Origin of the sequence: Pleomorphomonas carboxyditropha, from assembly GCF_002770725.1 — a bacterium.
Taxonomy (GTDB): Bacteria; Pseudomonadota; Alphaproteobacteria; order Rhizobiales; family Pleomorphomonadaceae; genus Pleomorphomonas; species Pleomorphomonas carboxyditropha.
This window is the reverse complement of sequence record NZ_NQVN01000034.1, coordinates 1-26,218: the sequence shown is the minus strand read 5'-3', so window position 1 is coordinate 26,218 and position 26,218 is coordinate 1. Positions and strand designations below refer to the sequence as shown.

Sequence of the window (26,218 nt, the reverse complement as noted above, 5' to 3'; positions counted from 1 at the left end):
GCGATCAACGGGAAGTCATGCGGATGGCAGGACACCGGCACCGCGCAATACGGTGACGAGGCGATGCTTGTTTTCCGCCGACGGCGGTAGCGACGGCGCCAGGACGGCCATCGAAAGATCGGACCCGGTGAGGCGGATGGCCTCCTTGACCAGGCCGAAAAACGGCTGGTCAAGCCCGTAGATCGGCATCAGCCGAGCCAGTCGGCGGGCATGGGCACGCATCTTGGTGAAATCGCCGGCTTCGATGGCATCGTAGATGCCGAGCGTGACCTCGGGGGCGAAATTGGCGGTGGCGGGAATGCCGCCGTCGCCACCGATCAGCAGCGTGTCGAGCATGTATTCGTCGAAGCCAGAGAAAACCAGGAAATCAGGCCGCGCGCCCTTGACCTCGGTGACGAGCGCCCGGGTGTGGCTCATGGTGTCGACGGTGTCCTTGATGCCGACGATGTTCGGGCAGGCAAGCGCCAGCTCTTGCACGAGGTCGACCGTCAGCTCCTGCCCGGTGAGGGCGGGGAAATTGTAGAGCAGGATCGGCAGGTCGACGGCGGCGGCGACCGTCTTGTAGTGCTGAATCAAGGCCCGTTGGCTGAGGGTGGCATAGTAGGGGTTGACGACGAGCACGGCATCGGCGCCGCAGGACTGGGCGTGCCGGCCGAGCTCGATCACCTCGGCGGTGGCCGATGCTCCGATGCCGATGAGGACCGGTATGCGGCCGGCCACCTGCCGCACGCAGAATTCCGCCACTTCCTTTCGCATCGCCGTGTTCATGTGGCAGAACTCGCCGCCGCTGCCGAGAATCAGGAGACCGTGGATGCCGGCGGCGACTTCGCGTTCCAGAAGCGCGGCCATGCCTTTGGGATCAAAAGCGCCGGTCTGGTCGACGATGGTGGGGACGGGTGGAATGACGCCTTTGAGCTTGAAGGACTGCATGATCTCCTGCCGGGTCGATGGTTCTATATAAAGAACGACGATCTGTATATAGAACAGTTACCACCGCCCACCTGGTCCGGCAAGAAGGAAGCGGCTGCCGGGCGGTCAGCATGAACGCTTAGGCTGGCCGTCAGAGCGGCAGCGGTGCCGGCCGGTACGATCCGGCAGCCCTTGGCAAGCCTCTGCATTTCCGGCTAGGACAGGACGGCGCTCCGGGTGGAGGTGGCGCGGCGATCGGCGTCTCCGTGAGGTGTGCTGATCGGCGACCACCGGCACCGGCAAAGAAGGTCGGCAATGGCGAAGACGATGCAGAACGAAGACGATCCGGTGGGCGAGCCGGGATCCCGGCCCATGGTGCCGGCGCTTCCCAAGGCCTTCGCCATCCTCGACCTAGTGGCGCGCGAGGCGGGAATCGGCTTCACAGCGATCCAGAAGACGCTGGGGTTGCCCAAAAGCACCGTTCACCAGTTGATTTCAACGCTACGCGACATCGGTGCCCTGCAGCCTACGTCGGACGGCGGCTATCTGCTCGGCTTGAAGCTGTGCGAACTAGGGACGATCGCCGCTGATCAGCGGACGATCGAGCGCATCGCTCTACCCTGTCTCAAGGCGCTCTCAATGGAAGTCACCATGACTTGCCATCTCGGCGTGTTGGAGGGCGATGCCCCTATCTATCTCGCCAAGGTCGAGGCCGAGCAGGACATCAAGATCAACACCTGGGTCGGCAAGCGCCTGTCGCTTTATCGCTCCTCGTTGGGCAAGGTGCTGCTGGCATGGCAACCGGAGACGGTGCGCGAGCGGCTGATCTCCCAGATCGAATGGGTAGCGCGGACGCCAAAGTCTTTGCCCGACGCCGACGCCCTGCGCCAACATCTCGTTGGCGTACGCGCCCGCGGTTGGGCCACTGATGACGAAGAGGACATGCTCAACGTCCGCTGCGTCTCGGCGCCGGTGTTCGACCGGCAAGGCAACGTGGTGGCGGCGATCAGCGCGGTGGGAACAGTATTGCAGGTCTCACCGGAAGACTTTCCCGAGCTTGCAAAGCGTATTTGTGCCGTCGCGGCGGAAATCTCGCGAAACCTTGTCCACGGCTGAAGGGATCGTTTGGTCCCTCGGCGGTCGAGGCGTATCGTCCGGCGGCATGGCAATAATAGCGGTCGGCTTGCGGAAGCGACCGGATTCGCGCCGCCTGCGCAGCCATGCCTCCAAGGCTCAAGCTGCTCGGCCCGGACGGACTGCCGCTCGCCACCGAGTGAGGGGGGGCGAGCGGCGAAGCCATATGTCGATGCCGTCAGTTCCCGGCAGGCTTCATCGACTCCTCCCAGACGGGCGGCGCGGAGAGGACGAGTTCCCTGAGGTTGGAGAATTTGGCCGCGCCGGGCACTTCGCCGTCGCCGTGGATCACGGCCTTCGAGAAGGCGACGATGCGGTCCTGCAGGTGGGCGACATTCTCCGGGCCGGCCGCGCCTTCGGCGTGCGGCCCGCGCACGACGGCGATCTCCTTCAATCCGGTGCCGCGATCGTAGACGTCCAGGGCGCCTTCGAGGCCGCCGGCCATATCCCAGAGACCACGGCCCAGGAACACCGCCGGCCATTCGGGAACGCTGCCGAGGATCTCGCCCGTCGGAATGTAGGGAACGTGATATTCGCTGCGCAGCAGCCCTTCGATCAGCACGCGCGGCGTGTAGCCGACGGCATGGACGAACTCGGCGAGCGCGATCCCGGCCTTGACGTTGTAGCCGAGCGGCGCTCCGCAGGCCTCGTTCGCCTCCTCGAAGGCCCTGTCGCACACGAAATTCAGGTACATGGCGTGGCTGGTGACGAGCGAGCCTTGCGAGGCGCCGCCGATCAGCAGTTGGACGTCCCTGGCCTTCTGTCCGGCGAGCAGCTTTCCCGCGGCCGCGTCGCCGGTGAGCACGGTTCCATCGGAGCCGGCGATGCGCAGGCCCTTGCCGGTTTCGAAGGCATCGACGGCGCGGAAGATGTCGCGTGCCTGCTCGACCGTGTTGCTGGTGTCGAGCCCGCCGGAGATGCCGTGCGCCCGCTTGTCCAGGGTCAGAACGTCAAACCCGGCTTCGTTGAGCTTGCGCAGGTATTCGCGCCACTGCAGCGACCCCCAGACCTCGGTGCTGCCGGGGAACTTGGCGGTGTCGTAGGTGCCTTTCTCGGCATTGTAGACCCAGACCCTCTCGTCTTTCGGGTCGTGGATCGCCGTGGTCTCGATGGACCGGCCGCCAACCATGACGACGAGCGGACGGACGACATCGCCCTGGCCGTTCTCGACGCCCTTGCCCTCGATGTACCAGCCACGCACCTTCCAGGTCTTCGATGGGGCCACGTTCAGCGCGTCGTGCTCGTAGCGCTCCGACGGAACTTCGACCTCCACGATCCAGGTCCGGCTATCCACCTCGGCGATCTTTTCCGCATGGGGCGCTTGCCCGAAGAATTTCGGACGGCGGATATCGTCGAGATCAACATCTCCATCGGGATCGATCTTGCCAAAGGGATTCACCGTTCCCGTCGCCGCGAAAGGTGGCCGGATAAAGGTCTTGACCCGTTCGCGGACGGGATCGGAGCAGGCCGGACCCTGCTTGAGGCAGTCGGCCCAGGCGGCGCGGACCTTGGCGTCGGTGAACTCATCGACGTAGTAGTCGCCCTTGTAGCCATCGGGCGCGAGCTTATGGGTCGCCGTGAACGGAACGCAGTGCCGCCCATCGGCATCCTCGGCATAATAGCCGGGCCACGACTTGCCATTTTGGTCATAATGAACGTCTGCCGTGCACTCGGGAGCCGGCGACCTGGCGCTGACAGACCCCTCCGCCAGGGCGGAACCGGTCAACGCAAGACATGCAAATCCCGCTCCGCCCATGAGACGGACAGCAAATTTCACCATGTTTTCCTCCCACGCAAAATGGAGAGGCCATTCTATTTCCCGATTTCGGGAGATCAAGTCCAAGGTAAAAGCAAAAACGCTTATCTAATTCGTTCAAGTAACTGGCGGATAGGGACTGGAATTCTGTTCATTCGGACTGAAATGTGATTCTCAGTCTTTGAAACAAGACCGCGCCTTACCCATGGCTATCCTTCCAGCGATGGGCGAGGAGGGGATCCCACATGGCGGCGGTGGCCGACATGACCAGATCGGCGCCCATGGCGAGGCGGCCGTCGATGTCGCGCTCCGACATCACGCCGCCGACGCTGACGACGGCGAATTTTGCGTTCAGGCGATCGCGGATACGCAGGAGGCGCGCGGTCATCTCGGTCGCGACTTCCGAGATGGCGGCGCCGCAGACGCCGCTTTTCAGGCGGCCGGTGCCGGGAAGCGCCTGATTGCCCTCGGCGTCGACGATGGAGAGCGGGACGGTGTTGATCGCCGCGACGCCATCCAGGAAGGGAAGGCAGGCCTCGACCACGGCGGCGAGGTGTTCTTCCGGCAATGCGCCGATCTTGATGATCAGCGGCGTGTCGCCGATCCGCTGCTTGATTTTCCTGACGATGGAGGCGGAGGTCCGCGCATCGCGGAACAATTCGCCTTCGGCGCTGGCGACGTTGGGGCAGGAGAAGTTGGCCTCGATGACGCGGGCGCCCGCCGCCTTGGCCAGCGCCGCCGTGTGGGCGAAGTCATCCTCAAGACCACGCCCGTCGGCGCCGGGAGTGCCGACGACGCTGACCACCAGAAGCTGGCCGGGCCGCAGCGCCTCGGAGGCGCGGCGGATGTCGGCCTGCCAGTCGTCGGGCGCCATGCTGGGCATGCCGAACGAGTTGGTGATGGTGAGGCCGGCCACCGACTGGGGAGCGGGAGCGACCGCGCGGACCGAATGGGCGTCCGCCTCCGACAGCGTGTCGGTGGAAATGAACAGGCAGTTCGGCACGGGGTGGGAGGCGCGGGCGACGCTGCGCACCGTCTTGTAGACCGGCACGTCCCAGCCGAGCTGCGCGTAAAGGTCCACATAGGCGGCGTTCAGCAGCGGGCCGGCCGGCACGCCGATCGGGCTGGAGAGCTCGAAGCCGAGGAAGGACCAGGTCTTTCGCGAGGCCGGCGCGGGCGGAATGGCGCCCGCGTAGACCGGCCCGGCGCTCAGGTTCTCTTCGTAGGATCTGGCGATGTCGTAGGTCGGAGGAAGAAGCGTCATGGCGGAGAGTTCCCTGGGCTGTCGGTGGCCGATACCACACCGCGGGCGCCGATGAAACGATCGCGGCGCCGGGGAGCCATGCGGGGGACGGAGCTGATGCTGCCTGGTCGACTGTGGCAGGCGTCGATTTTTGCCCGGATAAGTAGGGCTACAATTGCGCCCTCCGGTTGCCTCGCCTTCAATCCACGCCAGATTCCCATGTGGAGTATTTGGCTATGCCGGCGATATTGTTGCGGAGCTGCGTTCTGCTCTCCGTCATGCTTTTGGGCGTGGTTGGCGGTCATTCCAGTGCGGAGAGCCGGGAGAGCGCTCCTCCGGTGAAATTCTACGCGCATGGTGACGGTTGGGACGTCGCCATCGATGCCAAGATGAGAACATGCATGCTGGCTCTTTCGTTTGATTCCAGAGGTATTGTGATCGGCTCATTTCGCCCCAATAGCGTAAAGAAATATGCCATTATGTTCAGGTACAAGAATTGGGTTCCCGAGAAGGCTCATTACAATTATGAAATAAAAAATGAGGGTGGCATAATATTGTCCGAAGTAGGAAATGGATTCGAAGGTGGCGATCATTCGGGGTCGGTGGCGATCGGACTGTTCGATGATAAAGCATTGAATAGTATTGCGGGAAGCAAGACGCTGTACGTAACTTCCGATGGTGCCAGTGCCGGCCACTATGACCTGAGTGGCTTTGGCAAGGGATTTCGCAGCTTTTTCAGTTGTCTGAAGGTTGCGGAGAACAGGAAGCCGGCCTCTCCCTCGCCAAAACCGCCGCGCCGGATGAACTGATCGGGCGCTGCGGCCGCCTTATCCTGTTAGGTTCCATACCCTGATAAGGTCACGGCTTTTCGCACCGAAAGTGCCGGCTAGGATGTCCGCATCAACAGTGGAGATTTGCCATGCGTGTCTTTCTGACCGGTGCCACCGGGTTCATCGGCTCCCACGTCATTGCCGAGCTTCTGGCGGCCGGGCACGATGTGCTGGGCATGACGCGCTCCGACAAGGGCGCCGAGGCCCTGAAGGAGGCCGGGGTGGCCGTCCACCATGCGGCCCTCGAAGATCTGGAAAGCATCCGGGCCGGTGCCGCCGGGGCCGACGCGGTGATCCATACCGCCTTCGACCACGACTTCAGCCGGTTCGTCGAGAATTGCGAGAAGGATCGGCGGGTGATCGGCGCGCTGGCAGACGTCCTTAAGGGATCGGACCGGCCGCTGATCATCACTTCGGGCGTCGGCATGGGCGAACAGGAGGGTGGCCCGGCCGTCGAGACGGTGTTCAACGTCAAGCACCGCAATCCGCGCATCGCCTCCGAGGAAGCCGGCAATGCGGCGCAGGAGGCTGGCGTCGATGTGCGCGTCGTGCGTCTGCCGCAGGTCCACGACACCGCCAAACAGGGGCTCATCAGCCCGTATATCGCCATTTGCCGGGAAAAGGGCGCCGTCGCCTATGTCGGCGATGGCGGCAATCGCTATTCGGCGGCGCATGTCGGCGACGTTGCCAAGCTCTACGCTCTCGCCCTCGACAAGGGGCGGCGCGGCGAGCGCTACAATGCGGTGGCGGAAGAGGGTGTCCCGATGCGCCGGATCGCCGAGGTGGTCGGCGCCGGGCTCGGCCTGCCGGTCAAATCCGTATCGGCCGAGGAAGTCCAGACGCATTTCGGCTGGTTCGCGCTGTTCGCCGGTTTCGATCTGCCGGCTTCCAGCGCGCTGACCCGCCAGCGGCTCGGCTGGACGCCGGTCGGCCCCGGCCTGATCGACGATCTCGAACGCATGGACTATTCGGCGGGCGCCGCGGCCTGACCTTAACCTGGCATCAGGCTCGCCGTTTTCTGAGCCGACCGGTGAGGCGCAGACCATCGCGGAAGCTCAGCGCGAGCAGCGCGATATTGATCAGGCCGGCGATCAGTTCCACGGCCTGGACGATGTAGAAGCCGGTATCGAATTCGCCGGCCGCCGCCTTGACGGCCAGATAGATCGCCGCGGGAACGAGAATGACGACGCCGTTGGCGGCGATGAACGGCATTCGCCGGGCCTTGGCGCCGACCACGCCGCGGCGGTTGCCCCTGGAAAGCCTGAAGCCGCTGGCGCCGGCGGCGATCAGCGCCGGGATGAGCAGCAGAAATCCCCAGGGGATCGACGTCTTGACCGCGGTGACTGTCGCCGGCGGCGAGAAGGCCTCGCTCAACAGGGTCGACAGCCAGAAGACGGAAATCGTCGCAAGGGCGATGCCGCCGGCCACCGGATGCAGGCGCTTGAGCATGGAGCGCTCCCGGGTGAAGTGTTGACGGCCAACTTAATACCAATTTGGTAATATACTGTCAATTAGATCGTATGATGCCAATATGATGGCGTCGTTGTGCCGCTGACCCCAGGAAAGGAGGGGGCGCCGGAGGACGTGTGGCCCGTTGCGCCGATCCGGCCTTTCGGTCATATTGGCAACATGATGTCAAAATGGCTGGGATTTTACAATGACCGTTGACGGCCACACCCCGGCGGGCGCCCGCCTTTCCAGCCTGATGCTGGATTCCTTCAAGCTCAACAGCCTGTTGCTCGCCTCGGGCGACCGGCTGGTCGCCGGGCTCGGGCTGACGAGCGCGCGGTGGCAGGTTCTCGGCACCATCGTCGCCGGGCAGCAGCCGCGGCCGGTGGCTTGGCTGGCGCGCGATATCGGCGCCAGCCGCCAGAACGTGCAGCGGATCGTCAACGACCTCGAACGGGACGGACTGGTGACCTTCGAGCCCAATCCCCACCACAAGCGCGCCCATCTGGTGGCGCTGACCGACAAGGGGCGCGCCGCCATGCAGGATGCCATGACCCTCCAGACGCCCTGGGTGAACGAGCTCGCCGAGGGCCTGAGCGTCGAGGATATCGCCACCGTGCACGAGGTCATCCTGCGGCTTCGCCGCAAGCTGGAGGCGGCCGCGCAAAAGGCGGACGCCGACGGCTGAAAAGGTCCGAAGCCGGCGGCGCCTCAGAGCATCAGGTTGCCGCCGTTGGCCGGCAAGTAGGCGCCCGTCAGGTATCCCGAGGCGTCGGACGCCAGGAAGGCGACCACCCGCGCGATGTCGTCCGGCGTGCCGCGCCGGCGCAGCGGGATGTGCTCGGCCATCGCCGCCTTGACGTCGCCCGGAATGTGCGCCGTGGCGTCGGTGTCGGTTATTCCCGGTGCGACGATATTGGCGCGAACGCCATGTGGGCCGAGTTCGAGCGCCAGCGACTTGACGAAGCCGTCGAGGCCGGATTTCGCGGTAGTATGCGCGCTGTAGCCGGGCGCCGGCTGACGCGACAGGGTGCTGCTGATGGCGATGATCGAGCCGTGCCGGCGCGCCGCCATGCCCGGCGCCACCGCCTTGCAGACATGAAAGGCCGAGGCGACCTCGCCGGTCACCTTGGCCTCGAAATCGGCCCAGCCGATGTCCAGGAAGGGTCTGGTCGGAAAGGCCATGGCGGCGTTGATCACCAGGATGTCGATCGGGCCGAGGGCGCTTTCCACCTCGCGTGCCGCGGCGGTCATGGCATCCGGATCGCGGCTGTCGCCCTGCACGGCGATGGCCCGGCCACCGGTGGCGGCGATGTCCGCGACGACGGCCTCGGCCGCGTCTCGGTTGCTGAAATAGTTGACGCCGACCGCCGCGCCGTAGCCGGCGAGCATCCGGCCGACCGAGGCACCGATGCCACGGCTGGCGCCGGTTACCAGGGCCACGCTGTTTTCAAGACGCATGTCGTTTCCTTCGTCGCACCGGGGTTGCCGCCGGCGGTTGGTCCTTCTTGACAGTAAGGTGTCTCAATGACTTGCGACAGCTATATTGTCAATATGATGTCAATTATAACGCGATGCCTGGATTGACAACATGTTGCCAATACCTAGGATATCGAGTGGCTCTTGGGAGGAGTCCGGCTGTTACGGTTGGCAACGACGCCAAACGTGGCGAAGAGGCTGGCTCAGCGCACCGCGCCGCTTGCCCAAACGAGGACTTGCGCCTCGTCGGGCGGCAGGTCGGTGCCGAGGCCGCCGTGGAAGGCCGCCCAGGCGGCGGCGTTCTCGGCGCGGACGCCGGTCAGGAGCGGCGTGCCGGAGAGCAGCGCCCGGCCGAACAGCGAGCGGAAGCCGTTGCCTTCGATCTCGGTCTTGCCGAAGCGGCTCAGGATCAGCAGGTCGAGGCCGGCGTCGATCTGCCGTTCGAGGTCGCCGGCGATATCGGCCATCGCCGCGGTGTCGAGCTTGCAGGAGGTGGAGAGCGGCCCGAGGTTTTGGGCGATCGACCTAGCATGGCCGTCCCGGAGATCGACCACCGCCATGCCCTGGCAGCCCTCGGCGTCGCGCGCCTGCACGACGCCGCCGACCCGTGCGCCGGCAGCGGCGAGGGGCCGCGCGACGCTGCCAAGCAGCGCGTCGATGTCCGTGCCGGGCGGGTAGAGGATGGCGGCGAGCCTTGCCATGTCCGCGTGTCGCTTGTTGCTGGAGGGGGGGCGGTGTTGCGGGATGAGGGACCGTAGCGGCTTTGCCGGCGGAATGCCAGCGGGCGCGCCCGATAACCGCGTTGCGCTCCGTTCTGCCCGAGGTCCTCCGCCTTCGCGGAGGATGACAGTCTTATATAGGAAACAGCGCTGTAGCGGCTTGCGCGGGTATCCATCAAGTTGTCATCCCCGCGCAGGCGGGGACCTCGGGCAGGATGGGGCGAGCGGCGAATATAGGTCTCCCCGAGAGAGAAGCGCGATCGCGCGGGTGGGCGCGGCGGATATCTCGGGCTTGTGACCGGAGGCCGGCCTTGCATTCGGCTTTCTGAATTGATTTCTCCGGAATTTAGAATTTGTCAATCCTAATCCACCTATAGTTGCGTTCAGGCGAATTCGCGTGACGGATTCCGGCCTCGGCAACGGAGCTCAAGAATGGCGGCGTGGGACGACTTTCAGGGCCATACGAAGGCCTACGGCATCGACGAGGCGGCCTGCGCCGACATTCGCGCCGCTTGGGGCATTCTCGACCGGCGGATGGGCGACATCCTCGACGTGTTCTACAAGCGCTGGAAGCAGGAGCCCAAGCTGGCGGCGCTGGTGGAAGGCCGCATCGACCATCTCAAGAAGGCGCAATACGAGCACTGGAAGCGGCTGTTCTCGGCCCGCTTCGATGCCGATTATTTCCAGAGCGTGCACCGCGTCGGCCTCGCCCATGTCCGCATCGGGCTGGAGCCGCACTGGTATATCGCCGGCTACAACGACGTGTTGCAGCAGGTGTCGGTGATCATGGGCCGGCAGGCCCGGCTGTCCGGCGCCCGGGCAGCGCGCATGATCGCCACCGTCACCAAGGCGGTGCTGCTCGACATGGACATCGCCGTTTCCGTCTACGGCGAGACGCTGATCCAGCAGATCCGCGACCGGCAGGACCGCGTGCAGGCGGCGATCTGCGACTTCGACGCCTCGATCAACGCCATGCTCGGCACGCTGGGCAGGATGACGGCCGACCTCGGCGCCAACTCCGGCGCGCTCGAGACGCAGGCCGCCTCGGTGGCCGGCCGCTGCGACAGCATCCGCGATTCTCAGGAGGCGACCGGCAACGGCATCGCCACCACCGCCGCCGCCACCGAGGAGTTGCATGCCTCGATCGGCGAGATCGGCCGCCAGGCCGAGGCGTCGCTGTCGGTGTCCTCCAAGGCGGTGGACGGCGCCCGCCGCACCGCCGCCTCGGTGAAGGGCCTCGCCGACGCCGTCGACAAGATCGGCTCGGTGGTGGAGCTGATCTCCTCCATCGCCGCCCAGACCAACCTCCTGGCGCTCAACGCCACCATCGAGGCGGCGCGGGCCGGCGAGGCCGGCAGGGGCTTCGCGGTGGTGGCGAGCGAGGTGAAGTCGCTCGCCGCGCAGACGGCGCGGGCCACCGAGGAGATCACCGGCCAGATCGCCGCCATCCAGCAGGCGACGCAGCAGTCGGTGGCCGACATTTCCGGCATCACCGACACCATCGAGGAGGTGGCGCGCATCGGCACGGCCATCGCCGCCGCCGTCGAGCAGCAGTCGTCGGCCACTGCCGATATCGCCGGCTCGGCGATGGGCGTGTCGCGATCGGCCGAGGAAATCGCCGTCGCCATCGGCGAGGTGGTGGGCGAGAGCGAGAAGACCACCGGCTCGGCCCGCCACGTGTCGGCGATTTCCCAGGAACTGGTCGAGCAGGCCGGCGTGCTGAAGGAGAGCGTCGCCACCTTCACGGCCAAGGTGGCGCAGAACTAGCGGCGCTTTCCTGCCGATCGGCCGCGCACGCCTACGCATCCGCCCGTCCGAAAAGCCTCACAACTTTTCGGGCGGATGCTGGAACTCTTGCTTTCGCGCATCCGCTCGGTCCGAAAAGTCTGCAACTTTTCGGGCGGATGCTTCAGGCCCGGCGGGCTTTGCGGTTGGCGTAGCGCCGGTCGCGCTCGGCCTTGCGCGCCGCTTCGTCCTCGAGGACGCGGGCTATGCGATTCTTGTTGGCCAGTTCGCGCGCTTCGGTTTCGGCTCGGGCGGCCGCTGCGATGGCGGCTTCGCGCTCTGCCGCTTCGGCGGCGATGCGGTTCTGTTCCTCGAGCTTTACCCGCTCGCGCTCGGCGCGGCGCTCGTCCCGCGCCTCGGCGATCGCCAAGCGCTCCGCCTGCCTGGCTTCACGTGTCGGCGCGGCGGCCGCGATGGCGGCGCGATAGGCCTGAAGCTGGGCCGCTTTGGCGTCGTTCGCGGTGCTGCGACGGTCGTTGAGGTCTTTGTTCTTGATGGCTCTCAAATCTCTGGTCCTGTTCGGGTGTTGCTCGGCGGTCAGGATCTGCCGGCTCGTTTCGGCGCAGGCTTGGCCGCCGGGGCGATGCTGTCCTGCAGCTCCTTGGCAAGACGCACCTCGCGCAGCCGCAGGGTCTTCTCGTTGCGGGCCGCGGTGATCGAATCGAGTTCCTCGAAGGCGCGCCCGCGCGCAAAGAACTGCGATTGCGTCTTGCCGAAAGCGATCTCGGCCTGTTGACGCGGCTTGCTGTATTGCTCGGCCATGGGAATCCTCGTGGGGTGGTGCGGCAATAAAAAAGGCCAGGCAGGCTGCCTGACCTCGTTTGGTTTCATGCTCTCGGCAATGCCAGTACATCCGTGGTCAAGGGAGAGCCGATCCCGATCAGGCCGGCTGCAGGTTGCTGGCCGACATCTTGCCCGACCTCTTGTCGGTCTCCATGTCGTAGCTGAGCTTCTGGCCTTCGACGATTTCGCGCATGCCGGCGCGTTCGACCGCCGAGATGTGGACGAAGGCGTCCGGACCGCCGTTGTCAGGCTGAATGAAACCGAAACCCTTGGTGGAATTGAACCATTTAACTGTGCCAGTGGTCATGATGAACCCTTCCCTAGCATGACTGAAGATCGCGGCACAGAAGCGCCGCGGATGGTGTTAACGATGCTTTAAAGGGAGGATTCGCTCAAAACGCGGTGCCAGACGCGTCGTAACCAAAGCTCGGCAAGAAAATATCGATGAGCTATCGGATAGAGATTTTGGGCCAGATAGTCAACCTTTAATTTTACCGCGTAAGGTATTTTATTCTGAATTGCCCCGGCCGGGCGGGCCAAATCTTGGCTGAATTGAGATCGATTGTGTTCTTGCGGCATGAATTCGTATCGCTCCGGCGAGGCGGCTGCCGTCCGCATTTTTGCTTTCCCTTCCGGCGGCGGATGCTCTAGAACACCGGCCAAACGCAAACCCGCCCACCGGAAGGTCGACACGCCATGGCGCGCGAGTTCATCTACTACATGCACGGCACCACCAAGTCTTACGGTGGCGGTAAGAAGGTTCTCGACAACATCAACTTGCAGTTCTACCCGGACGCCAAGATCGGCGTGCTCGGCCCCAACGGCTCGGGCAAGTCGACGCTCCTGAAGATCATGGCCGGGCTCGACAAGGAATTCACCGGCGAGGCCTGGCTCGCCAAGGGCGCCACCGTCGGCTACCTGCCGCAGGAGCCGCAGCTCGACGCGAGCCTCGACGTGTTCGGCAACGTCATGCTGGGCGTCGCCAAGGACAAGGCGCTGATCGACGAATACAACGCGCTGATGATGGACTACTCGGACGAGAACGCCGAGAAGGCCACCAAGATCCAGGACATCATCGACGCCAAGAACCTCTGGGACCTCGACAGCAAGGTCGAGATGGCAATGGACGCGCTGCGCTGCCCGCCGGGCGACGCCGACGTTTCCACGCTGTCCGGCGGCGAGAAGCGCCGCGTGGCTCTCGCCAAGCTGCTTCTGGAGAACCACGACCTCTTGCTGCTCGACGAGCCGACCAACCACCTCGACGCCGAGTCGGTCGCCTGGCTGGAAAAGCACCTCAGCGAATTCCCCGGCGCCGTCTTGATCGTTACCCACGACCGCTACTTTCTCGACAACGTCACCGGCTGGATCCTCGAGCTCGACCGCGGCCGCGGCATTCCCTACGAGGGCAACTATTCGGCCTATCTCGAAAAGAAGACCAAGCGCCTGGAGCAGGAGGGCCGCGAGGCGGCCGCCCAGCAGCGGGCCTTGGAGCGCGAGCGCGAGTGGATCGGCGCCAGCCCCAAGGCGCGTCAGGCCAAGTCGAAGGCGCGCATCAAGTCCTACGACGAACTCTTGAAGCGCAACGAGGAGCGGCAGACGGTCACCAACGCCCAGATCGTCATCCCGCCCGGACCGCGCCTCGGCGACAACGTCATCAAGGTCGAGGGGCTTTCCAAGGGCTACGGCGATCGCCTGCTGATCGACGATCTCAGCTTCTCGCTGCCGCCGGGCGGCATCGTCGGCATCATCGGCCCCAACGGCGCCGGCAAGACGACGCTGTTCCGCATGATCACCGGCCAGGAGACGCCCGACGGCGGCGCCATCGAGGTCGGCGAGACGGTGAAGCTCGGCTACGTCGACCAGAGCCGCGACGCGCTCGACCCCAACAAGACCGTCTGGGAGGAAATCTCCGGCGGCGTCGACGTCATATACCTCGGCAAGAAGGAAGTGAACTCGCGCGCCTATTGCTCGTCGTTCAACTTCAAGGGCGGCGACCAGCAGCAGAAGGTGGGCTCGCTCAGTGGCGGCCAGCGCAACCGCGTGCACATGGCCAAGATGATCAAGTCCGGCTCCAACGTGCTGCTGCTCGACGAACCGACCAACGACTTGGACACCGAGACGCTGGCGGCCCTCGAGGAAGCGCTGGAGGATTTCGCCGGCTGCGCCGTGATCATCAGCCACGACCGCATGTTCCTCGACCGCCTCGCCACCCACATCCTGGCCTTCGAGGGCGACAGCCACGTCGAATGGTTCGAGGGCAACTTCGAATCCTACGAGGAAGACAAGAAGCGCCGCCTCGGCGCCGATGCCGTCAACCCGCACCGGGTGAAGTACAAGCCGCTGACGCGGTGAGGATGGCTGAGGGCCGCCGCGCCGTTGCGGCGGTCCGAGCACGAAAGGCGGAGGCCTCTATCGGCCGATTGGTCTGTCCTGCCCGAGGTCCTCGCCTTCACGGGATGCCACCCTTCCTCGACGCAAGCGGCGGCGCCCGATGAGTGTGAGGATCGTCCGGAGCGTGGCCGCCGTATACGAAGAACGCTGTCCTCGGACATTTTTGTCCGAGTCTGCTTGACTCTCGGACAAAAATGTCCGAGATTCACCCTGCCGGCACGGAGGCGCCGATGGACAAGCGGGATCGCTTCATCGCCGACCTTCGGGACGAGGCCAAGGCGCGCGGGCTTCCTTTCCAGTTCGACAAGGGCCGAGGAAAAGGCGGGCACGCGATGGTGTGGATCGGCGAGAGGTTCACGACGCTCCCCTCGCGCGAGATCGATCCGAAGACGGAGAGGAAGATACGCAAGACGCTGGGGCTCGATTGAACGCAGGCGTTTCGCCGCTCCGGTCGGACCATGGAGGGACAGGACGTGAAGACCTACGGCTATGCCGCGCAATTCGAGCCGGGCGACGATCCCGGCATCATCGTGGTCACGTTTCCGGACGTGCCCGAGGCCATCACCGAGGGCGAGGGCATGAGCGATGCCCGGCTGCAGGCGGCCGACGCGCTCGGCACCGCGCTGCTCGCCTATATACGCATGGGACGCGCCCTGCCGGAGCCGAAAGCGACAGGCGAGACAATCTCGCCGCCGTCCGACATCACCGCCAAGCTGGCGGTGCTGGAGGCTTTCGCGGAAGCCGGCATCAGCCGCAGCGAGCTGGCGCGCCGGATCGGCAAGGACGAGAAGGAAGCCCGGCGCATTCTCGACCCGATGCACCCGACCAAGCTGGCCATGCTGGAACAGGCGCTGGCGGCGCTTGGCCGACGGCTGGTGATCGGCGTGGAGAAAGCCGCCTGACATAGAGTGGAGGGCAGACCAGCCATGCCTTGCCAGGTCCCCGCTTGCGTGAAAATGGGATTCATATAATAAAAACATATATATAGATCGTCATCCTCGCGCAGGCGAGGACCTCGGGACGAGAAGGCGATGAGGGGCGTATCGGGCGCCTTGCGTTGCTGGAGCGCTATATCGGCATTGAGCTTTGTCCTGCCTGAGGTCCTCGCCTGCGCGAGGATGACAGCTTTATATATGGGGAACAAAGGGATAGGTCGGAACACTGGTGCCCGGAGGCAAATTCCCGGGTACGCAGGTGCAGTCCCTGTTACGCCGTCATCGCCGAGCGCGTCGCTTCCATAGATTGTCATCCTCGCGAAGGCGAGGACCTCGGGACGAGAAGGTGATGAAGGATGTATCAGGCGCCTTGCGTTGCTGGAGCGCTATGTCTGCGTCGAGCTTTGTCCTGCCTGAGGTCCTCGCCTGCGCGAGGATGACAGCTTTATATCGAGGATGACAGCTTTATATATGGGGAACAAAGGGATAGGTCGGAACACTGGTGCCCGGAGGCAAATTCCCGGGTACGCAGGTGCAGTCCCTGTTACGCCGTCGCCGCCGAGCGCATCGCCTCCCATAGATTGTCATCCTCGCGAAGGCGAGGACCTCGGGACGAGAAGGTGATGAGGGGCGTATCAGGCGCCTTGCGTTGCTGGAGCTCTATATCGGCGTTGGAGCTTTGTTCTGCCTGAGGTCCTCGCCTGCGCGAGGATGACAGCTTTATATCGAGGATGACAGCTTTATATTGGGAAACAAAGGGATAGGTCGGCACACTGGTACTATGCCCTCGGAACACCCTCAACGGCCGGCGAGCCAGGCGAAGGTCTGTTGCCAGAGCCGGGCGTAGCCGGGCCAGTCGATGAATTCCTGCGGCAGCCAGTGCGGTCCGATGTCGGAGGTCCAGGCGGCGGTGCGGCCGTTGCCGTGGGTTCCGACGACCAGCAGCGGGTGATCGCCGTCGCCGGCCGCCAGCACCACCTCGGCGCCGGGTTTCGCCACCACCTCGTTGTAGCCGAGCAGCCAGGGCCAGTCGCCGTCGATGCCGGCGATGGCGGGATGCTCCGTGAGGCGCCTTGGCAGGAAGCCGTCGGGTACCTCGACGCGGTCGTCCCAGGGATGGATGGAAACCGGCAGCATCGCCTCGACCGGCGTACCGCGATAGCGGGCCTCGCCGCCCAGCCCCTGGAAGCTGTAGTAGCCGCCGATCATCATGAAGGCGCCGCCCTTCTTCACCCATTCGGCCAGCAGCTTCAGCCGGTCCGGCGTGCGGCGGCCGCGCACGAAGGTGTCGGGATGCAACAGGATGCTGTTGGCGCCGATGTCGCTGATGACGATGACGTCGTAGGCGTCCATCGCCTCGAGCGTCGCCGGAAAGCGCGTCGGCACCTCGTGGCCGGGCATGTGGACGAGATCGATGTCGCTGTCTTCGAGCGCCGCCCGCAGGCCATCGATGCCGGTCTGGTATTCGGCGGTCGAGAACTTGTCGAAGCCCTTCACGTGCGTCGTCTGGCTGATCCAGGATTCCCCGGCGAGCAGCACCCTTGTCCTTGTCATCGATCTCTCCCCGATTGGTATGATGTCAGCGCAGCGTCAGCGCCCGTTCCGGCGCCAGGATGAACGGCGGCAGGTAGGCCGGCATGTTGCTGAGCGGCAGCACCTCCGGCTTCAGCTTGATGCCGAGCGCGTCGTCCATGAAGGCGCGGCGCGCCTCGATGCGGCCCCAGGCCTCCGGATGGGCCTCGCGGAACGCGGCCCGGCCGCGCTCGTCGAGCAGGATGATGCCGTCCTCGATGTTGGTGGTGAAATAGGGGTCGCCCACCGCCGGGATGATGTCGCACTGCACCGCCTGCCCGGATTGGAAGCGCTCGCCGCTGCCCGGATAGACCGGCGTGTTCATCCACTCGTCGAGATGGATGAGGTGGCCGGGGTTGAGGATCAGGTTGAAGAACGGGTCGCCGAGGTGCCGCCGCGCCAGCGCGTCCATCTCGCCGCCGGTGACGCCGATGCCGATCGTCGCGTACCACTCGGCGGCGCAGGCGAAATAGGGCTTGGCCAGCCGGTCGAGATAGTCGCGGGCCGCCTCCGGCAACTGTTCCTCGCCGGCCACGAACCAGCCGGCGCGCGAGGTCAGCGCTCCCCACAGGCCGACGGCGCTGGTGAAGGCGTCGCCGATCTCGATCGCCTTGCCGCTGGGGCTCGACAGGCCGACGGCGCGGGCGCCGGTCGACAGCATGACGTGGCAACTGAGGGGGATGCCGACAAGCTGCATCAGGCCCACCGCCTCATATTCGCTCATGCCCGGCCGGATGCCGAACAGCATTCGCTTGATCGCCTCGGAGGCCTGCGACGCGGCGAATTCGAACTGCGCCAACTGGTCGATCTCGTTGATCGCCCGGAGCCCGGTTTCGTTGGCCATCATCAGCGTGTTGGCGTTGACGACGCGGCCGCCGTCGCCGGCGACGGCGCGGATGGTCTCGACGATATAGGCCGGCAGTTCCGACCATAGCTCGGGCGTCCGGCTCTCCTGTCCGGTGAAGTATTTCCAGCCGATCAGGCCGACCCTGGCGCCGGCCGCCACGCCGGCGTCGGCCAGGAGATCGGCGAGCGGCGGCGTCCTGGTCCGGTCCTGCCCGAGCAGGCCGAACGGCGGATAGACCCTGGCCTCCACCTCGATGGCGGCGGCGGCGGCGCGGCCGAGGTTTTCCGGCCCGGTCAGGATCAGCGGCACCCGGCGGTCGGCCACCACCATCAAGGCTTCCTCGAAGCGGGGATCGAAGCCGGTGAGATAATGGAGGTTGGCGCAATGCTCGCGATCGGCATAGACGACGAGCGTATCGAGGCCGGCCGCCTTCTTGGCCGCCAGGAGCCGGTCGAAGCGCGCGCGGTAGATGCCGCCCGACAGCTCGGGACAGACCGTGGGGGTGCCGAAGTCGGGCAGCCCGACTTGCTTGTAATTGACCGATGTCATGGGAGATTCCAGTGTTGGGCGAGGGGGCGAAGCGGGCGGCGCCCGCTTCGTTCTTTGGCGGGACGGAGGCGGTCAGTCGACGGAGGCCACCGTCTTCAGGCCGTAGTTGAGGTCCTCGAGGGAGGCGGGCGCCTTGTCGATGCGGCCCTCGGCCTGGAGGTTCTTGACCACCGTCTCGAAGCGGGCCTTCCAGTAGAACTGCCCCTCGGGATTGACGACCTTCTCCTCGTACCAGGCCTTGCCGTTGGGGAAGAACTCCATGGAGTTCCAGACGTTCTTGAGGTCGTCGACCGAGACCTCGGTGCCGGCCTCGTGCAGCTTCCTGGAGATGATCGGGAAGGCTTCGTCGGGGTTTTCCTCGATGAACTTCAGGGTCTTGAGGATGCCGCCCTCGATCGTCTTGGCGAGCTCCGGATCCTTGTCGACGAAGTCGCGCGTCGCGGCGAAGCCGGCGTGGGAGACGGTGCTCGGCACCGAGCTCTGGTCCATCAGCGTCGCGTAGCCTTCGCGGAGCACGGCGAGGCGCTGCGGAATGCCGGAGATCATGATGTCGATCGAGCCGGACAACAGAGCCGGCGGCAGCTCCTCCTGCGCCAGGTCGACGATGGTGAAGTCGGCCGGCTTCAAGCCGGCGATGGTCACCATCTCGATGAACGAGGCGTATTCGCCGCCGCCGGCGCTGACGCCGACCCTGGCGCCCTTGGCCTGTTCCAGCGTCGCCTTGATGGCGGCGGTGACGTCGCCGCCGTTTTCCTTCAGCGTGTCGGCGAGCGGCTTCCAGTCGGCGTGCGCCTTGGGGTCGAACATCAGGCCGCCGCCGGCGAAGTAGTAGAGCGGAAAGGCCAGCGTGGTCGGGATGCCGCGGGCGTTCTGCAGGATCACGTCGGCGTCGCTTGACGAGGCGATGTCGACGTGGCCGCCGATCAGCAGCTCGTTGGCGCCGGGCCAGTCGGTGTTCTGGATCTCGAAGTCGACACCCGGGAAGAAGCCCTTCTCGATGCCGACGAACAGCGAGTTGACGTCCTGGAAGGCGCTCATACCGACGCGGACGGTCTTGGTTTCCTGGGCGAAAGCGGACGAGCTCATCGCCCCGGCAAGGGCGAGGCCCAAGCCGATCATGGTCATGCGGATCATTTTCGGTCCCCTTGTTTGGAAGTTATCCGCCGTTGGCCGGCGGTTGAGGCGCCTACGTCGCCCTGTCGGACCAGCGCGTCAGGTAGGCGGCCGCGCGCCGGATCAGCATGTCGACGACGGCTGCGAGAATTCCGATCAGCACGACACCGAGCATGATGACATCTGTGTTGAAGAGGCGCCTCGCTTCCAGGATGCGGAAGCCGAGGCCGGCGTTGGCGCCCATGAATTCGGCCGCCACCACCAGCGTGAAGGACAGCGCCGCCGCCACCCTGAGCGGTCCGACCAGCCCCGGCACGATCGCCGGGACGATGATGGTGCGGAACAGCTGGAACTTGGTGGCGCCGAGCGTCTGCGCCGCCAGACCGTAGATCTTGGGCACGTTCCTGACCGCCTCGACGGTGCTGACGACGACGATGGCGAACACGCCGAGGGTGATCAGCACCAGCTTGCCGATCTCGCCGATGCCGAACCACATCAGGAAGAAGGGGATCATCGCCACGACCGGCACCGGACGGATGCTCTCCACCAGCGGGTCGAAGAAATAATGGATCTTCCTGTTGTAGGACATGGCGAGGCCGAGCCCGAGGCCGAGGACGAGGCCGCTGAAGAAGCCGATCGCCACGCGCAGCAGCGTCGCCAGGATGTCGCCGGGGATCAGGTCGGCGGTGCGGAACGCCGCGTCGACCACCATGGCCGGCGACGGGAACTTGATCGGCCGGACCAGCGCCAGGCCGTCGCGGGTGATCGCGAACCAGATCGCGAAATAGAGGGCGATCGACAGCAGGCTGAGCCAGGAGCCGCTGCGGATGGCGGCGGCGAGCCGCGACGGCTTCGGCGGTTTGACGGTGTGCATCATGTTGCCCCGCGCCTCCGAGGTGTCTGCGTATGCCATGGACGGTCTCCCTCAGTGAAAGGTCTTGAGCGCGTCGCGCAGGGTCTTGGCCAGCGCGACGAACTCGGGCGAGGTCTTGACCGACATGTCCCGGTCGGCGGGCAGGTTGGGACGGTATTCGGCGGCGATGCGGCCGGGGCGCGGCGACATCAGGATCACCCGGTCGCCGAGGAACAGCGCCTCCTCGAGGTCGTGGGTGATGAACACCACGGTGCGCGGGCTGAGCTGCCAGAGCTTGACCAGCTCTTCCTGCAGCCGCTCCTTGGTCATGATGTCGAGCGCGCCGAACGGCTCGTCCATCAACAGCACGTCCGGGTCGGCGGCGTAGGCGCGGGCGATGTCGACGCGCTTCTTCATGCCGCCCGACAACTGGCGCGGCCAGGCCTTGCGGAAGTCGGAGAGGCCGACGAGGGAGACGTAGCGGTCGACGGCGGCCTCGGTTTCCTGCCTGGGGCGGCCGCGCACCTTCAGGCTGTAGCCGATGTTGTCCTCGACGCTCATCCAGGGAAAGACGGCGTCGGCCTGGAACACCACCGCCCGGTCGGGGCCGGGGCCGGTGATGGGGCTGCCCTTGTGGCCGATATGGCCGCGGCTGGGCTTGAGGATGCCGGCGATCAGGTTGAGCAGCGTGGTCTTGCCGCAGCCCGACGGGCCCATGATGCAGACGAATTCGTTTTCCTCGATGTCGAGGCCGACGCGGTCGAGGGCGGTCACCTCGCCCTCCGGGGTCGGGAATGTCACCGTGAGGTCGACCACCTCGATGATCGGTTGACGGTGTTGCGGACTGGCGGTGCTGGTCATCACTGGTTCCCCTTTTATTTTTATAGGTCAGTGTGATTTGTGTTTGATGTCAGGGTGATAGGCCCCGGGATCGGATCGTTTTCTACTTTCAGTGCAGGAGGATGGACTTGGTCTTGTCGACCACGACGTTGCCGCCCAGCATGACGAAGCGGACGCGCTGGAGCTCGGTGATGTCGGCGAGCGGATCCCAGTCGACGGCGATCATGTCGGCGAGCTTGCCGGTCTCGACGGTGCCGATGTCCTTCTGAAGGCCCATGGCCTCGGCGCTGACGGCGGTGCCGGACACGATGGCCTGCATGGCGCCCATGCCCCAGTCCACCGCGAATTCGAACTCGCGGGCCGCCGCGTTCTGCGGATGGGTCGGGAAGCCGATGAGGTCGGTGCCGAGGGCGTAGCGGACGCCGAGCGACAGGCTCTTCTGGAAGTCCTCGCGCATCTGGGCGATGTGGCGGCGGTAGACCTCCCGCTCGTGCTGCGGGTAGTGATAGGGGTCGAACGCCTCCTCGTGATAGTAGAGCTGGCAGATGGTCGACACCAGGAGCGCGTTCTCGTCGACCAGCCGGCGGCGGGTGTCCTCGGTGATGCCGTAGCCGTGCTCGATGACGTCGACGCCGCCGTCGAGGGCGTTGCGCACCGCCTCGTCGCCGATGCAGTGGGCGCTGACCTTCAACTGGTTGAGATGGGCCTCGTCGACCAGCGCCCGCACCTCCTCCAGGCTGAAGGCGGCCACCTCGTCGTGCGGATCGTCGCCCCAGGCGTGGTTGTGGTGGTGGTGATGGCCCTTGGAGAGGCCGACCTTGATCACCTGGGCGCCGCGGCGCACCCGGCGCCGGACGATGGCCCGGAGGTTCTCGACGCCGTCGGCGATCATGTCGAGCGAGCGGGCCCAGTCGATCGGCAGGGCGATGTGGTCCCAGGTGCCGTCGGTCGAGCAGATGAACTCGCCGGCCGCCATGATGCGTGGCCCCGGCACGTGGCCCTCGTTGATCGCCCGGCAGAGATCCGGCCCGACCGACGAGCCGAGGCAGCGGGCGGCGGTGATGCCGGCCTCCAGCATCTTCTTGGCCTCGCCGGCGGCGCGCAGCACCCGGTAGGCCTCGCGCTCGGTCGGCAGCTTGTGCAACTCGTGGCTCGGCACGCCGAAGAAATGCATGTGGGCGTCGACCATGCCGGGCAACAGCGTCCGCCGGCCGAGATCGATCACCCTGGCGTCGGCCGGCGCCTCGATGGCGTCGCGATGGCCGATGGCGGCGATGCGGCCCTTCAGCACCAGGATGCCGACGTCCTCCTGCACCTTGCCGCCAGTCCCGTCGATCAGCCGTCCGGCCTTGATGACTGCGGGCTCCATGGATTCGATCATGCTAAGCGCCTCCTGTCCGGGACGTGGGAGAGTTCAAGGTCGAGCGGGCGGCGCCACCGACTGGCGTTTCACCAACTCGACGGGAAGCCGTTCCATGGGGCCGTCGTACTTGCCGAGAAGGGCCAGGACGCCGCGGCGGCCGAGTTCCTTCGCCGGCTGGCGCACCGAGGTCAGCGGCGGGTTGAGGAAGTCGAGATAGGGCAGGTCGTCGACGCCGACGATGGAAAAGTCCTGGGGAATCTTGAGGTTGCGCCGCTTGGCCGCCGCGTAGATGCTGAGCGCCAGGATATCGGAGGACGAGCAGATCGCCGTCGGCCGCATCGGACCGTCCCACAGCGCGTCGAACGCCTCGCTGCCGAACGCCGCGTCGTAGCTGCCGGCCATCACGAGATCGTCCCGATAGGGAATGCCCGCCTCTTCCAGCGCCTTGCGATAGCCGATCAGCCGCTCGTCGACCGAGATCATGCCGTGCATGCCGGTGACGTGGCCGATGATCCGGTGGCCGGCCTCGATGAGGTGGCGCGTGGCGATATAGCCGGCGTCGACATTGTCGATGAAGAACTTGGGGCCGTCGGTGCCCGGCACGTCCTCGTCGAGCAGCACGACGTTGGGCGTCGCCCGCACCGCCTCGCGCAGCCGGCCGTCGTCGCGGTGGTTGGTCATGAAGATGACGCCGTCGAAATGGCCCTCGCGCTGGCGGCGCAGGTATTCGAGCTCGCGCGCCACCTCGTTGCGCGTGTTGCAGATCATCAGGCTGAAACCGTGCCGCTCGGCCTCCTGTTCGGCGGCGCTCGCCACCTCGGCGAAGAAGGGTGCGGCGATGTCGGCGGTGACGAAGCCGATGGTCTCGGTGGTGCCGAGGCTCAGCCGGCGGGCGAGGACGTTCGGTCGGTAGCCGAGCGTCTTCACCGCACGATCGATGGTCGCCGCCATGTCGGGAGGCAGAACCGTCTTGTTATTGAGGAAACGCGACACCGAGGCCGGCGAAACGCCGGCGAACACCGCAACGTCGCGAATGGTCGGTTGCTTCATGAAACACCTCTGGAAACCGGTTTCAAGACAACAGAAACCGGTTTCTGATGTCAAGTATAAAATTCAGCTTTTATTTTGCCGCGCGAATGGGCGTTGACCGATAGGGACCGGCTCCAGGGAATGCGTTGAATGCTAAGGGCTTTTACCGATGGCCTCGGATAGGCCGCCCCGGCGTCGGGGCGGGGCGTGGAGGCTCTGATCGAAAATTGGGCCGTTCGCGCGCTTACGAAGGAGGGGGTGTTGCGTCTATTCGCATAAAGCTCGAGTAGCAGAGCATGCCGCCTCGCTTGCGGCGGAGTTCGCGGCCATCCAGCAGTTCAAGGCGGCGTGACCTGCGTTTCTAGCAGTCGAGCCACAGGCGGCTGTCGAAGCCGAACGGCCGCTTGCCGGCGATCGAGAATGCGACGGCCTCGGGGTGCGCGGGATTGATCAGCAGATTCCGGTTCTCCGGCACGAGGACCGAGGGCACGTCCAGCGCGGCCGTGCGGCCGGAGGCCAGCCAGTCGTCACCGAAGGCCTTGGGATCGGCCGGCGCCACGTCCACGCGCTCGATGGACGGTGGCACGGCCGCCTCTATGCGCATGAGAACGTAATCGTCCGGCAGAAGGTCCGGCGGCAGGTCGAGATGGACGCGCACCTCCAGCACGGCGAGGCTGGCGTCCAGGGCGGTGTAGACGACGGCCCGGCCGGGCGAGTTCCAGCGGCCGCCGGTGAGCAGGGCGCCATAACCGCTCAGATCGGCGTAGACGTCACGGGCGATGCGCCAGCAGACGAGGCTCACGCCGCGATGCCGTAGGCGATGCGATTGAGAAGATGCTCCACCTGGGTCGCGCCCTCGGTGGTGTCGAGCAGCGACATCGGCGATACGCCGTCGAGCGGACCGGTTTCCCGGCGCAGCCACGCCTTGGCCTTGTCCGGCGAGCCGAAGGTCTCCTCGGCGAGGGCGATCACCCTGGCGACGCGGACCAGACGATCCGACTGCTCGGCCGTCAGCATTCCGGCCTTCCTGCGCCGCGTCAGAGTCTTTCTCGGCATGACGGCGAAGTCGACCTCCGTCAGCGACATCTTCCCGGCGTCGACGACATACTCCACTGTGGCGGCCGGAAAACCGGCCCGCACCGCGGCGATCAGGTCGCGGGTGTTTCGGATGGTTTTGCCGAGCGTCCGCTCGCCGCCGACGACCTCGACCACCTTGACCGCTTCGATGGACATCATGCCCTCCTTGGGCGTTCGCCCATAATGTAGCGGCATTTGTCCCGATCGGCAATATCGGCGCGAGCGGCTTGGTCGGCGGTGGCTTTTGGTCTACTGCTTGGGCCGACCCGAGCGAGGAGGGTGCTCCCATGGCCGACTGGTCGCCCGAAACCTACCTGAAGTTCGAGGACGAGCGGACGCGGCCGGCTCGCGATCTCCTCAACGCGGTGCCGCTCGCCGAGCCGTCGCTGGTGATCGACATCGGCTGCGGACCGGGCAATTCCACCGAATTGCTGGTGGAGCGCTTTCCCGGGGCGCGGCACCTCGGCATCGACACCTCGCCGGCCATGCTCGCCAAGGCGCGGGCGCGGCTGCCGGGCGTCGTGTTCCTCGAGGCCGACGCCGCCGGCTTCCGGCCCGATGCGCCGCCCGACCTGATGTTCGCCAACGCCGTGTTCCAGTGGCTGCCCGATCATCGCGACGTGTTCGTTCGCCTGCTCGGCGAGCTGGCGCCCGGCGGCGTGCTCGCCGTGCAGATGCCGGACAACATCGGCGAGCCGTCGCACGCGCTGATGCGCGAGGTGGCGGCCGGCGGCCGCTGGGCTGGCAAGCTGAAGGGCGCGGCCCGCGCGCCGCTGCCGCCGGTCCGCACCTATTACGAGGTCTTGAAGCCGCACTGCCGGCGGCTCGACATCTGGCACAGCGTCTACAACCATCCGCTCGCCGACGCGGCCGTCGTGGTGGAATGGGTGCGCTCGACCGGCCTCAAGCCGTTCCTCGATCCGCTCGACGACGGCGAGCGGGCCGATTTTCTCGCCGCCTATACTCAGAAGGTGGCCGAAGCCTATCCGCCGCTCGAGGGCGGCGGCGTGCTCCTGAGATTTCCGAGACTGTTCATCGTCGCGACGAGGTAGACCATGGCCGACACCGTTACCCTCACCATCAGCCGCGACGAGGCCATCGTGCTGCACGAGTGGCTGGCCCGCGTCGTCGACGACGAGAACGCCGAGGGCATTGAGGAGACGCTGGAGGACGACGCCGAGGTGTGGGCGCTCGACGCCGTGCTGATCCTGCTCGAACAGGCGCTCGACGAGCCGCTGGCCGAAAATTTCGACAAGATCCTGAAGGGCGCCCGCAAGCGGCTGAAGGAGGCCAACGGCCCCTGGCCATGGGACGCCGGCGGCGAGGAACAGGCGCCCTGAGCCCGCTCCGGGTCTCGCATTCTGCCGCGCTGGCAGGCACCCTTCATCCTGGGAGCCCTATAGCGTCCGCTCGCTCTTTCCTGCCCGAGGTCCTCCCTAGACTCACGTGTGAAGTGCAACACCTGCTAAGGTGTTGCTGCGATGGGACAACATTACTCTCAGCTCTCGTTGCGAGAGCGGATGACGGTCGACCTTCTCCACCGGGAAGGGCTATCGGTGCGA

At 65.6% G+C, this 26,218-nt stretch carries 29 protein-coding genes; 10 read left to right on the top strand and 19 right to left on the bottom strand.

From position 1 onward, the window contains the following. Positions 1 to 15: 15 nt before the first annotated feature. Complete coding sequence (locus tag CJ014_RS25455; protein ID WP_100083318.1) at positions 16 to 930, bottom strand: dihydrodipicolinate synthase family protein; 915 nt, start codon at positions 928 to 930, stop codon at positions 16 to 18. Positions 931 to 1,224: 294 nt separating this feature from the next. Between CJ014_RS25455 and CJ014_RS25450 the strand changes: the two genes are divergently transcribed. After that, positions 1,225 to 2,025 (top strand): IclR family transcriptional regulator, encoded by an 801-nt coding sequence (locus CJ014_RS25450; protein WP_245427658.1) that lies wholly within the window; start codon positions 1,225 to 1,227, stop codon positions 2,023 to 2,025. 196 nt (positions 2,026 to 2,221) lie between these two features. On the opposite strand, the gene CJ014_RS25445 is transcribed toward CJ014_RS25450, so the two are convergent. Both CJ014_RS25445 and CJ014_RS25440 read right to left on the bottom strand, forming a co-directional pair. Beyond that, the gene (locus CJ014_RS25445) at positions 2,222 to 3,823 is read right to left on the bottom strand and encodes a hypothetical protein (RefSeq protein WP_133121949.1); all 1,602 of its coding nucleotides are present in this window, start codon (positions 3,821 to 3,823) and stop codon (positions 2,222 to 2,224) included. 175 nt (positions 3,824 to 3,998) lie between these two features. Beyond that, the gene (locus CJ014_RS25440; protein ID WP_100083316.1) at positions 3,999 to 5,063 is read right to left on the bottom strand and encodes a beta/alpha barrel domain-containing protein; all 1,065 of its coding nucleotides are present in this window, start codon (positions 5,061 to 5,063) and stop codon (positions 3,999 to 4,001) included. Between the two features lie 215 nt (positions 5,064 to 5,278). On the opposite strand from CJ014_RS25440, the gene CJ014_RS25435 reads away from it, so the two are divergent. Next, a complete protein-coding gene (locus tag CJ014_RS25435) occupies positions 5,279 to 5,851 on the top strand; it encodes a hypothetical protein (protein WP_100083315.1) in 573 nt (190 codons plus the stop codon). Positions 5,852 to 5,961: 110 nt separating this feature from the next. Continuing rightward, complete coding sequence (locus CJ014_RS25430) at positions 5,962 to 6,861, top strand: SDR family oxidoreductase (protein ID WP_100083314.1); 900 nt, start codon at positions 5,962 to 5,964, stop codon at positions 6,859 to 6,861. 13 nt (positions 6,862 to 6,874) lie between these two features. On the opposite strand, the gene CJ014_RS25425 is transcribed toward CJ014_RS25430, so the two are convergent. After that, positions 6,875 to 7,321, bottom strand: coding sequence for a hypothetical protein (locus CJ014_RS25425; protein ID WP_100083313.1), 447 nt, complete (start codon positions 7,319 to 7,321; stop codon positions 6,875 to 6,877). Between the two features lie 208 nt (positions 7,322 to 7,529). On the opposite strand from CJ014_RS25425, the gene CJ014_RS25420 reads away from it, so the two are divergent. Further along, on the top strand, positions 7,530 to 8,009 hold the full coding sequence (locus CJ014_RS25420; protein ID WP_100083312.1) for a MarR family winged helix-turn-helix transcriptional regulator: 480 nt from the start codon (positions 7,530 to 7,532) through the stop codon (positions 8,007 to 8,009). A 23-nt stretch (positions 8,010 to 8,032) separates the two neighbouring features. Here the strand turns inward: CJ014_RS25420 and CJ014_RS25415 are convergent, their stop codons facing one another. Next, positions 8,033 to 8,782 (bottom strand): SDR family oxidoreductase, encoded by a 750-nt coding sequence (locus CJ014_RS25415; RefSeq protein WP_100083311.1) that lies wholly within the window; start codon positions 8,780 to 8,782, stop codon positions 8,033 to 8,035. Between the two features lie 221 nt (positions 8,783 to 9,003). Further along, on the bottom strand, positions 9,004 to 9,501 hold the full coding sequence (locus tag CJ014_RS25410; RefSeq protein WP_100083310.1) for a DUF2478 domain-containing protein: 498 nt from the start codon (positions 9,499 to 9,501) through the stop codon (positions 9,004 to 9,006). A gap of 450 nt (positions 9,502 to 9,951) precedes the next feature. Between CJ014_RS25410 and CJ014_RS25405 the strand changes: the two genes are divergently transcribed. Further along, on the top strand, positions 9,952 to 11,286 hold the full coding sequence (locus CJ014_RS25405; protein WP_100083309.1) for a globin-coupled sensor protein: 1,335 nt from the start codon (positions 9,952 to 9,954) through the stop codon (positions 11,284 to 11,286). Between the two features lie 142 nt (positions 11,287 to 11,428). Here the strand turns inward: CJ014_RS25405 and CJ014_RS25400 are convergent, their stop codons facing one another. The 4 genes from CJ014_RS25400 to CJ014_RS27975 all read right to left on the bottom strand — a co-directional run bounded on the left by CJ014_RS25400 (position 11,429) and on the right by CJ014_RS27975 (position 12,705). After that, positions 11,429 to 11,809 (bottom strand): DUF6481 family protein, encoded by a 381-nt coding sequence (locus tag CJ014_RS25400; protein WP_100083308.1) that lies wholly within the window; start codon positions 11,807 to 11,809, stop codon positions 11,429 to 11,431. A 32-nt stretch (positions 11,810 to 11,841) separates the two neighbouring features. Next, on the bottom strand, positions 11,842 to 12,066 hold the full coding sequence (locus tag CJ014_RS25395) for a hypothetical protein (RefSeq protein WP_100083307.1): 225 nt from the start codon (positions 12,064 to 12,066) through the stop codon (positions 11,842 to 11,844). Between the two features lie 118 nt (positions 12,067 to 12,184). Then, complete coding sequence (locus CJ014_RS25390; protein ID WP_100083306.1) at positions 12,185 to 12,394, bottom strand: cold-shock protein; 210 nt, start codon at positions 12,392 to 12,394, stop codon at positions 12,185 to 12,187. Positions 12,395 to 12,462: 68 nt separating this feature from the next. Next, complete coding sequence (locus CJ014_RS27975) at positions 12,463 to 12,705, bottom strand: hypothetical protein (RefSeq protein ID WP_165790997.1); 243 nt, start codon at positions 12,703 to 12,705, stop codon at positions 12,463 to 12,465. Between the two features lie 78 nt (positions 12,706 to 12,783). Here CJ014_RS27975 and ettA point away from each other — a divergent pair, with 78 nt between their 5' ends. From ettA to CJ014_RS25375, 3 genes are all read left to right on the top strand, one after another. Beyond that, complete coding sequence (ettA, locus tag CJ014_RS25385; protein ID WP_100083305.1) at positions 12,784 to 14,439, top strand: energy-dependent translational throttle protein EttA; 1,656 nt, start codon at positions 12,784 to 12,786, stop codon at positions 14,437 to 14,439. A gap of 269 nt (positions 14,440 to 14,708) precedes the next feature. Further along, positions 14,709 to 14,906: a hypothetical protein gene (locus tag CJ014_RS25380; RefSeq protein WP_100083323.1), complete on the top strand. Its 198-nt coding sequence runs from the start codon at positions 14,709 to 14,711 to the stop codon at positions 14,904 to 14,906. Between the two features lie 45 nt (positions 14,907 to 14,951). Continuing rightward, positions 14,952 to 15,380 carry a type II toxin-antitoxin system HicB family antitoxin gene (locus CJ014_RS25375; protein WP_100083304.1) on the top strand — a complete coding sequence of 143 codons (429 nt, stop codon included), beginning with the start codon at positions 14,952 to 14,954 and terminating at the stop codon, positions 15,378 to 15,380. Between the two features lie 831 nt (positions 15,381 to 16,211). Here CJ014_RS25375 and CJ014_RS25370 read toward each other — a convergent pair. From CJ014_RS25370 to parS, 9 genes are all read right to left on the bottom strand, one after another. Further along, positions 16,212 to 16,967: a glutamine amidotransferase gene (locus CJ014_RS25370; protein WP_100083303.1), complete on the bottom strand. Its 756-nt coding sequence runs from the start codon at positions 16,965 to 16,967 to the stop codon at positions 16,212 to 16,214. A gap of 25 nt (positions 16,968 to 16,992) precedes the next feature. Continuing rightward, entirely contained in the window at positions 16,993 to 18,381 is a 1,389-nt protein-coding gene (locus tag CJ014_RS25365) for an aminopeptidase P family N-terminal domain-containing protein (RefSeq protein ID WP_100083302.1), read from the bottom strand. A gap of 72 nt (positions 18,382 to 18,453) precedes the next feature. Then, on the bottom strand, positions 18,454 to 19,515 hold the full coding sequence (locus tag CJ014_RS25360) for an ABC transporter substrate-binding protein (RefSeq protein ID WP_100083301.1): 1,062 nt from the start codon (positions 19,513 to 19,515) through the stop codon (positions 18,454 to 18,456). A 52-nt stretch (positions 19,516 to 19,567) separates the two neighbouring features. After that, positions 19,568 to 20,407, bottom strand: a complete 840-nt coding sequence (locus CJ014_RS25355) for an ABC transporter permease (RefSeq protein WP_100083300.1) — start codon at positions 20,405 to 20,407, stop codon at positions 19,568 to 19,570. Between the two features lie 12 nt (positions 20,408 to 20,419). Beyond that, a complete protein-coding gene (locus CJ014_RS25350) occupies positions 20,420 to 21,208 on the bottom strand; it encodes an ABC transporter ATP-binding protein (protein WP_100083299.1) in 789 nt (262 codons plus the stop codon). Positions 21,209 to 21,296: 88 nt separating this feature from the next. Continuing rightward, positions 21,297 to 22,568, bottom strand: coding sequence for an amidohydrolase family protein (locus tag CJ014_RS25345; RefSeq protein WP_100083298.1), 1,272 nt, complete (start codon positions 22,566 to 22,568; stop codon positions 21,297 to 21,299). A gap of 33 nt (positions 22,569 to 22,601) precedes the next feature. Continuing rightward, positions 22,602 to 23,600: a LacI family DNA-binding transcriptional regulator gene (locus CJ014_RS25340; protein ID WP_100083297.1), complete on the bottom strand. Its 999-nt coding sequence runs from the start codon at positions 23,598 to 23,600 to the stop codon at positions 22,602 to 22,604. A gap of 340 nt (positions 23,601 to 23,940) precedes the next feature. Continuing rightward, complete coding sequence (locus CJ014_RS25335; RefSeq protein WP_100083296.1) at positions 23,941 to 24,381, bottom strand: RES family NAD+ phosphorylase; 441 nt, start codon at positions 24,379 to 24,381, stop codon at positions 23,941 to 23,943. Further along, on the bottom strand, positions 24,378 to 24,815 hold the full coding sequence (gene parS, locus CJ014_RS25330; protein WP_245427655.1) for a type II RES/Xre toxin-antitoxin system antitoxin: 438 nt from the start codon (positions 24,813 to 24,815) through the stop codon (positions 24,378 to 24,380). The genes CJ014_RS25335 and parS overlap by 4 nt, the downstream gene beginning before the upstream one ends. Before the next feature lie 128 nt (positions 24,816 to 24,943). Here parS and tam point away from each other — a divergent pair, with 128 nt between their 5' ends. After that, positions 24,944 to 25,708: a trans-aconitate 2-methyltransferase gene (gene tam, locus CJ014_RS25325; protein ID WP_100083295.1), complete on the top strand. Its 765-nt coding sequence runs from the start codon at positions 24,944 to 24,946 to the stop codon at positions 25,706 to 25,708. Between the two features lie 3 nt (positions 25,709 to 25,711). Beyond that, complete coding sequence (locus CJ014_RS25320; RefSeq protein WP_100083294.1) at positions 25,712 to 25,996, top strand: hypothetical protein; 285 nt, start codon at positions 25,712 to 25,714, stop codon at positions 25,994 to 25,996. Positions 25,997 to 26,218: the final 222 nt, after the last annotated feature.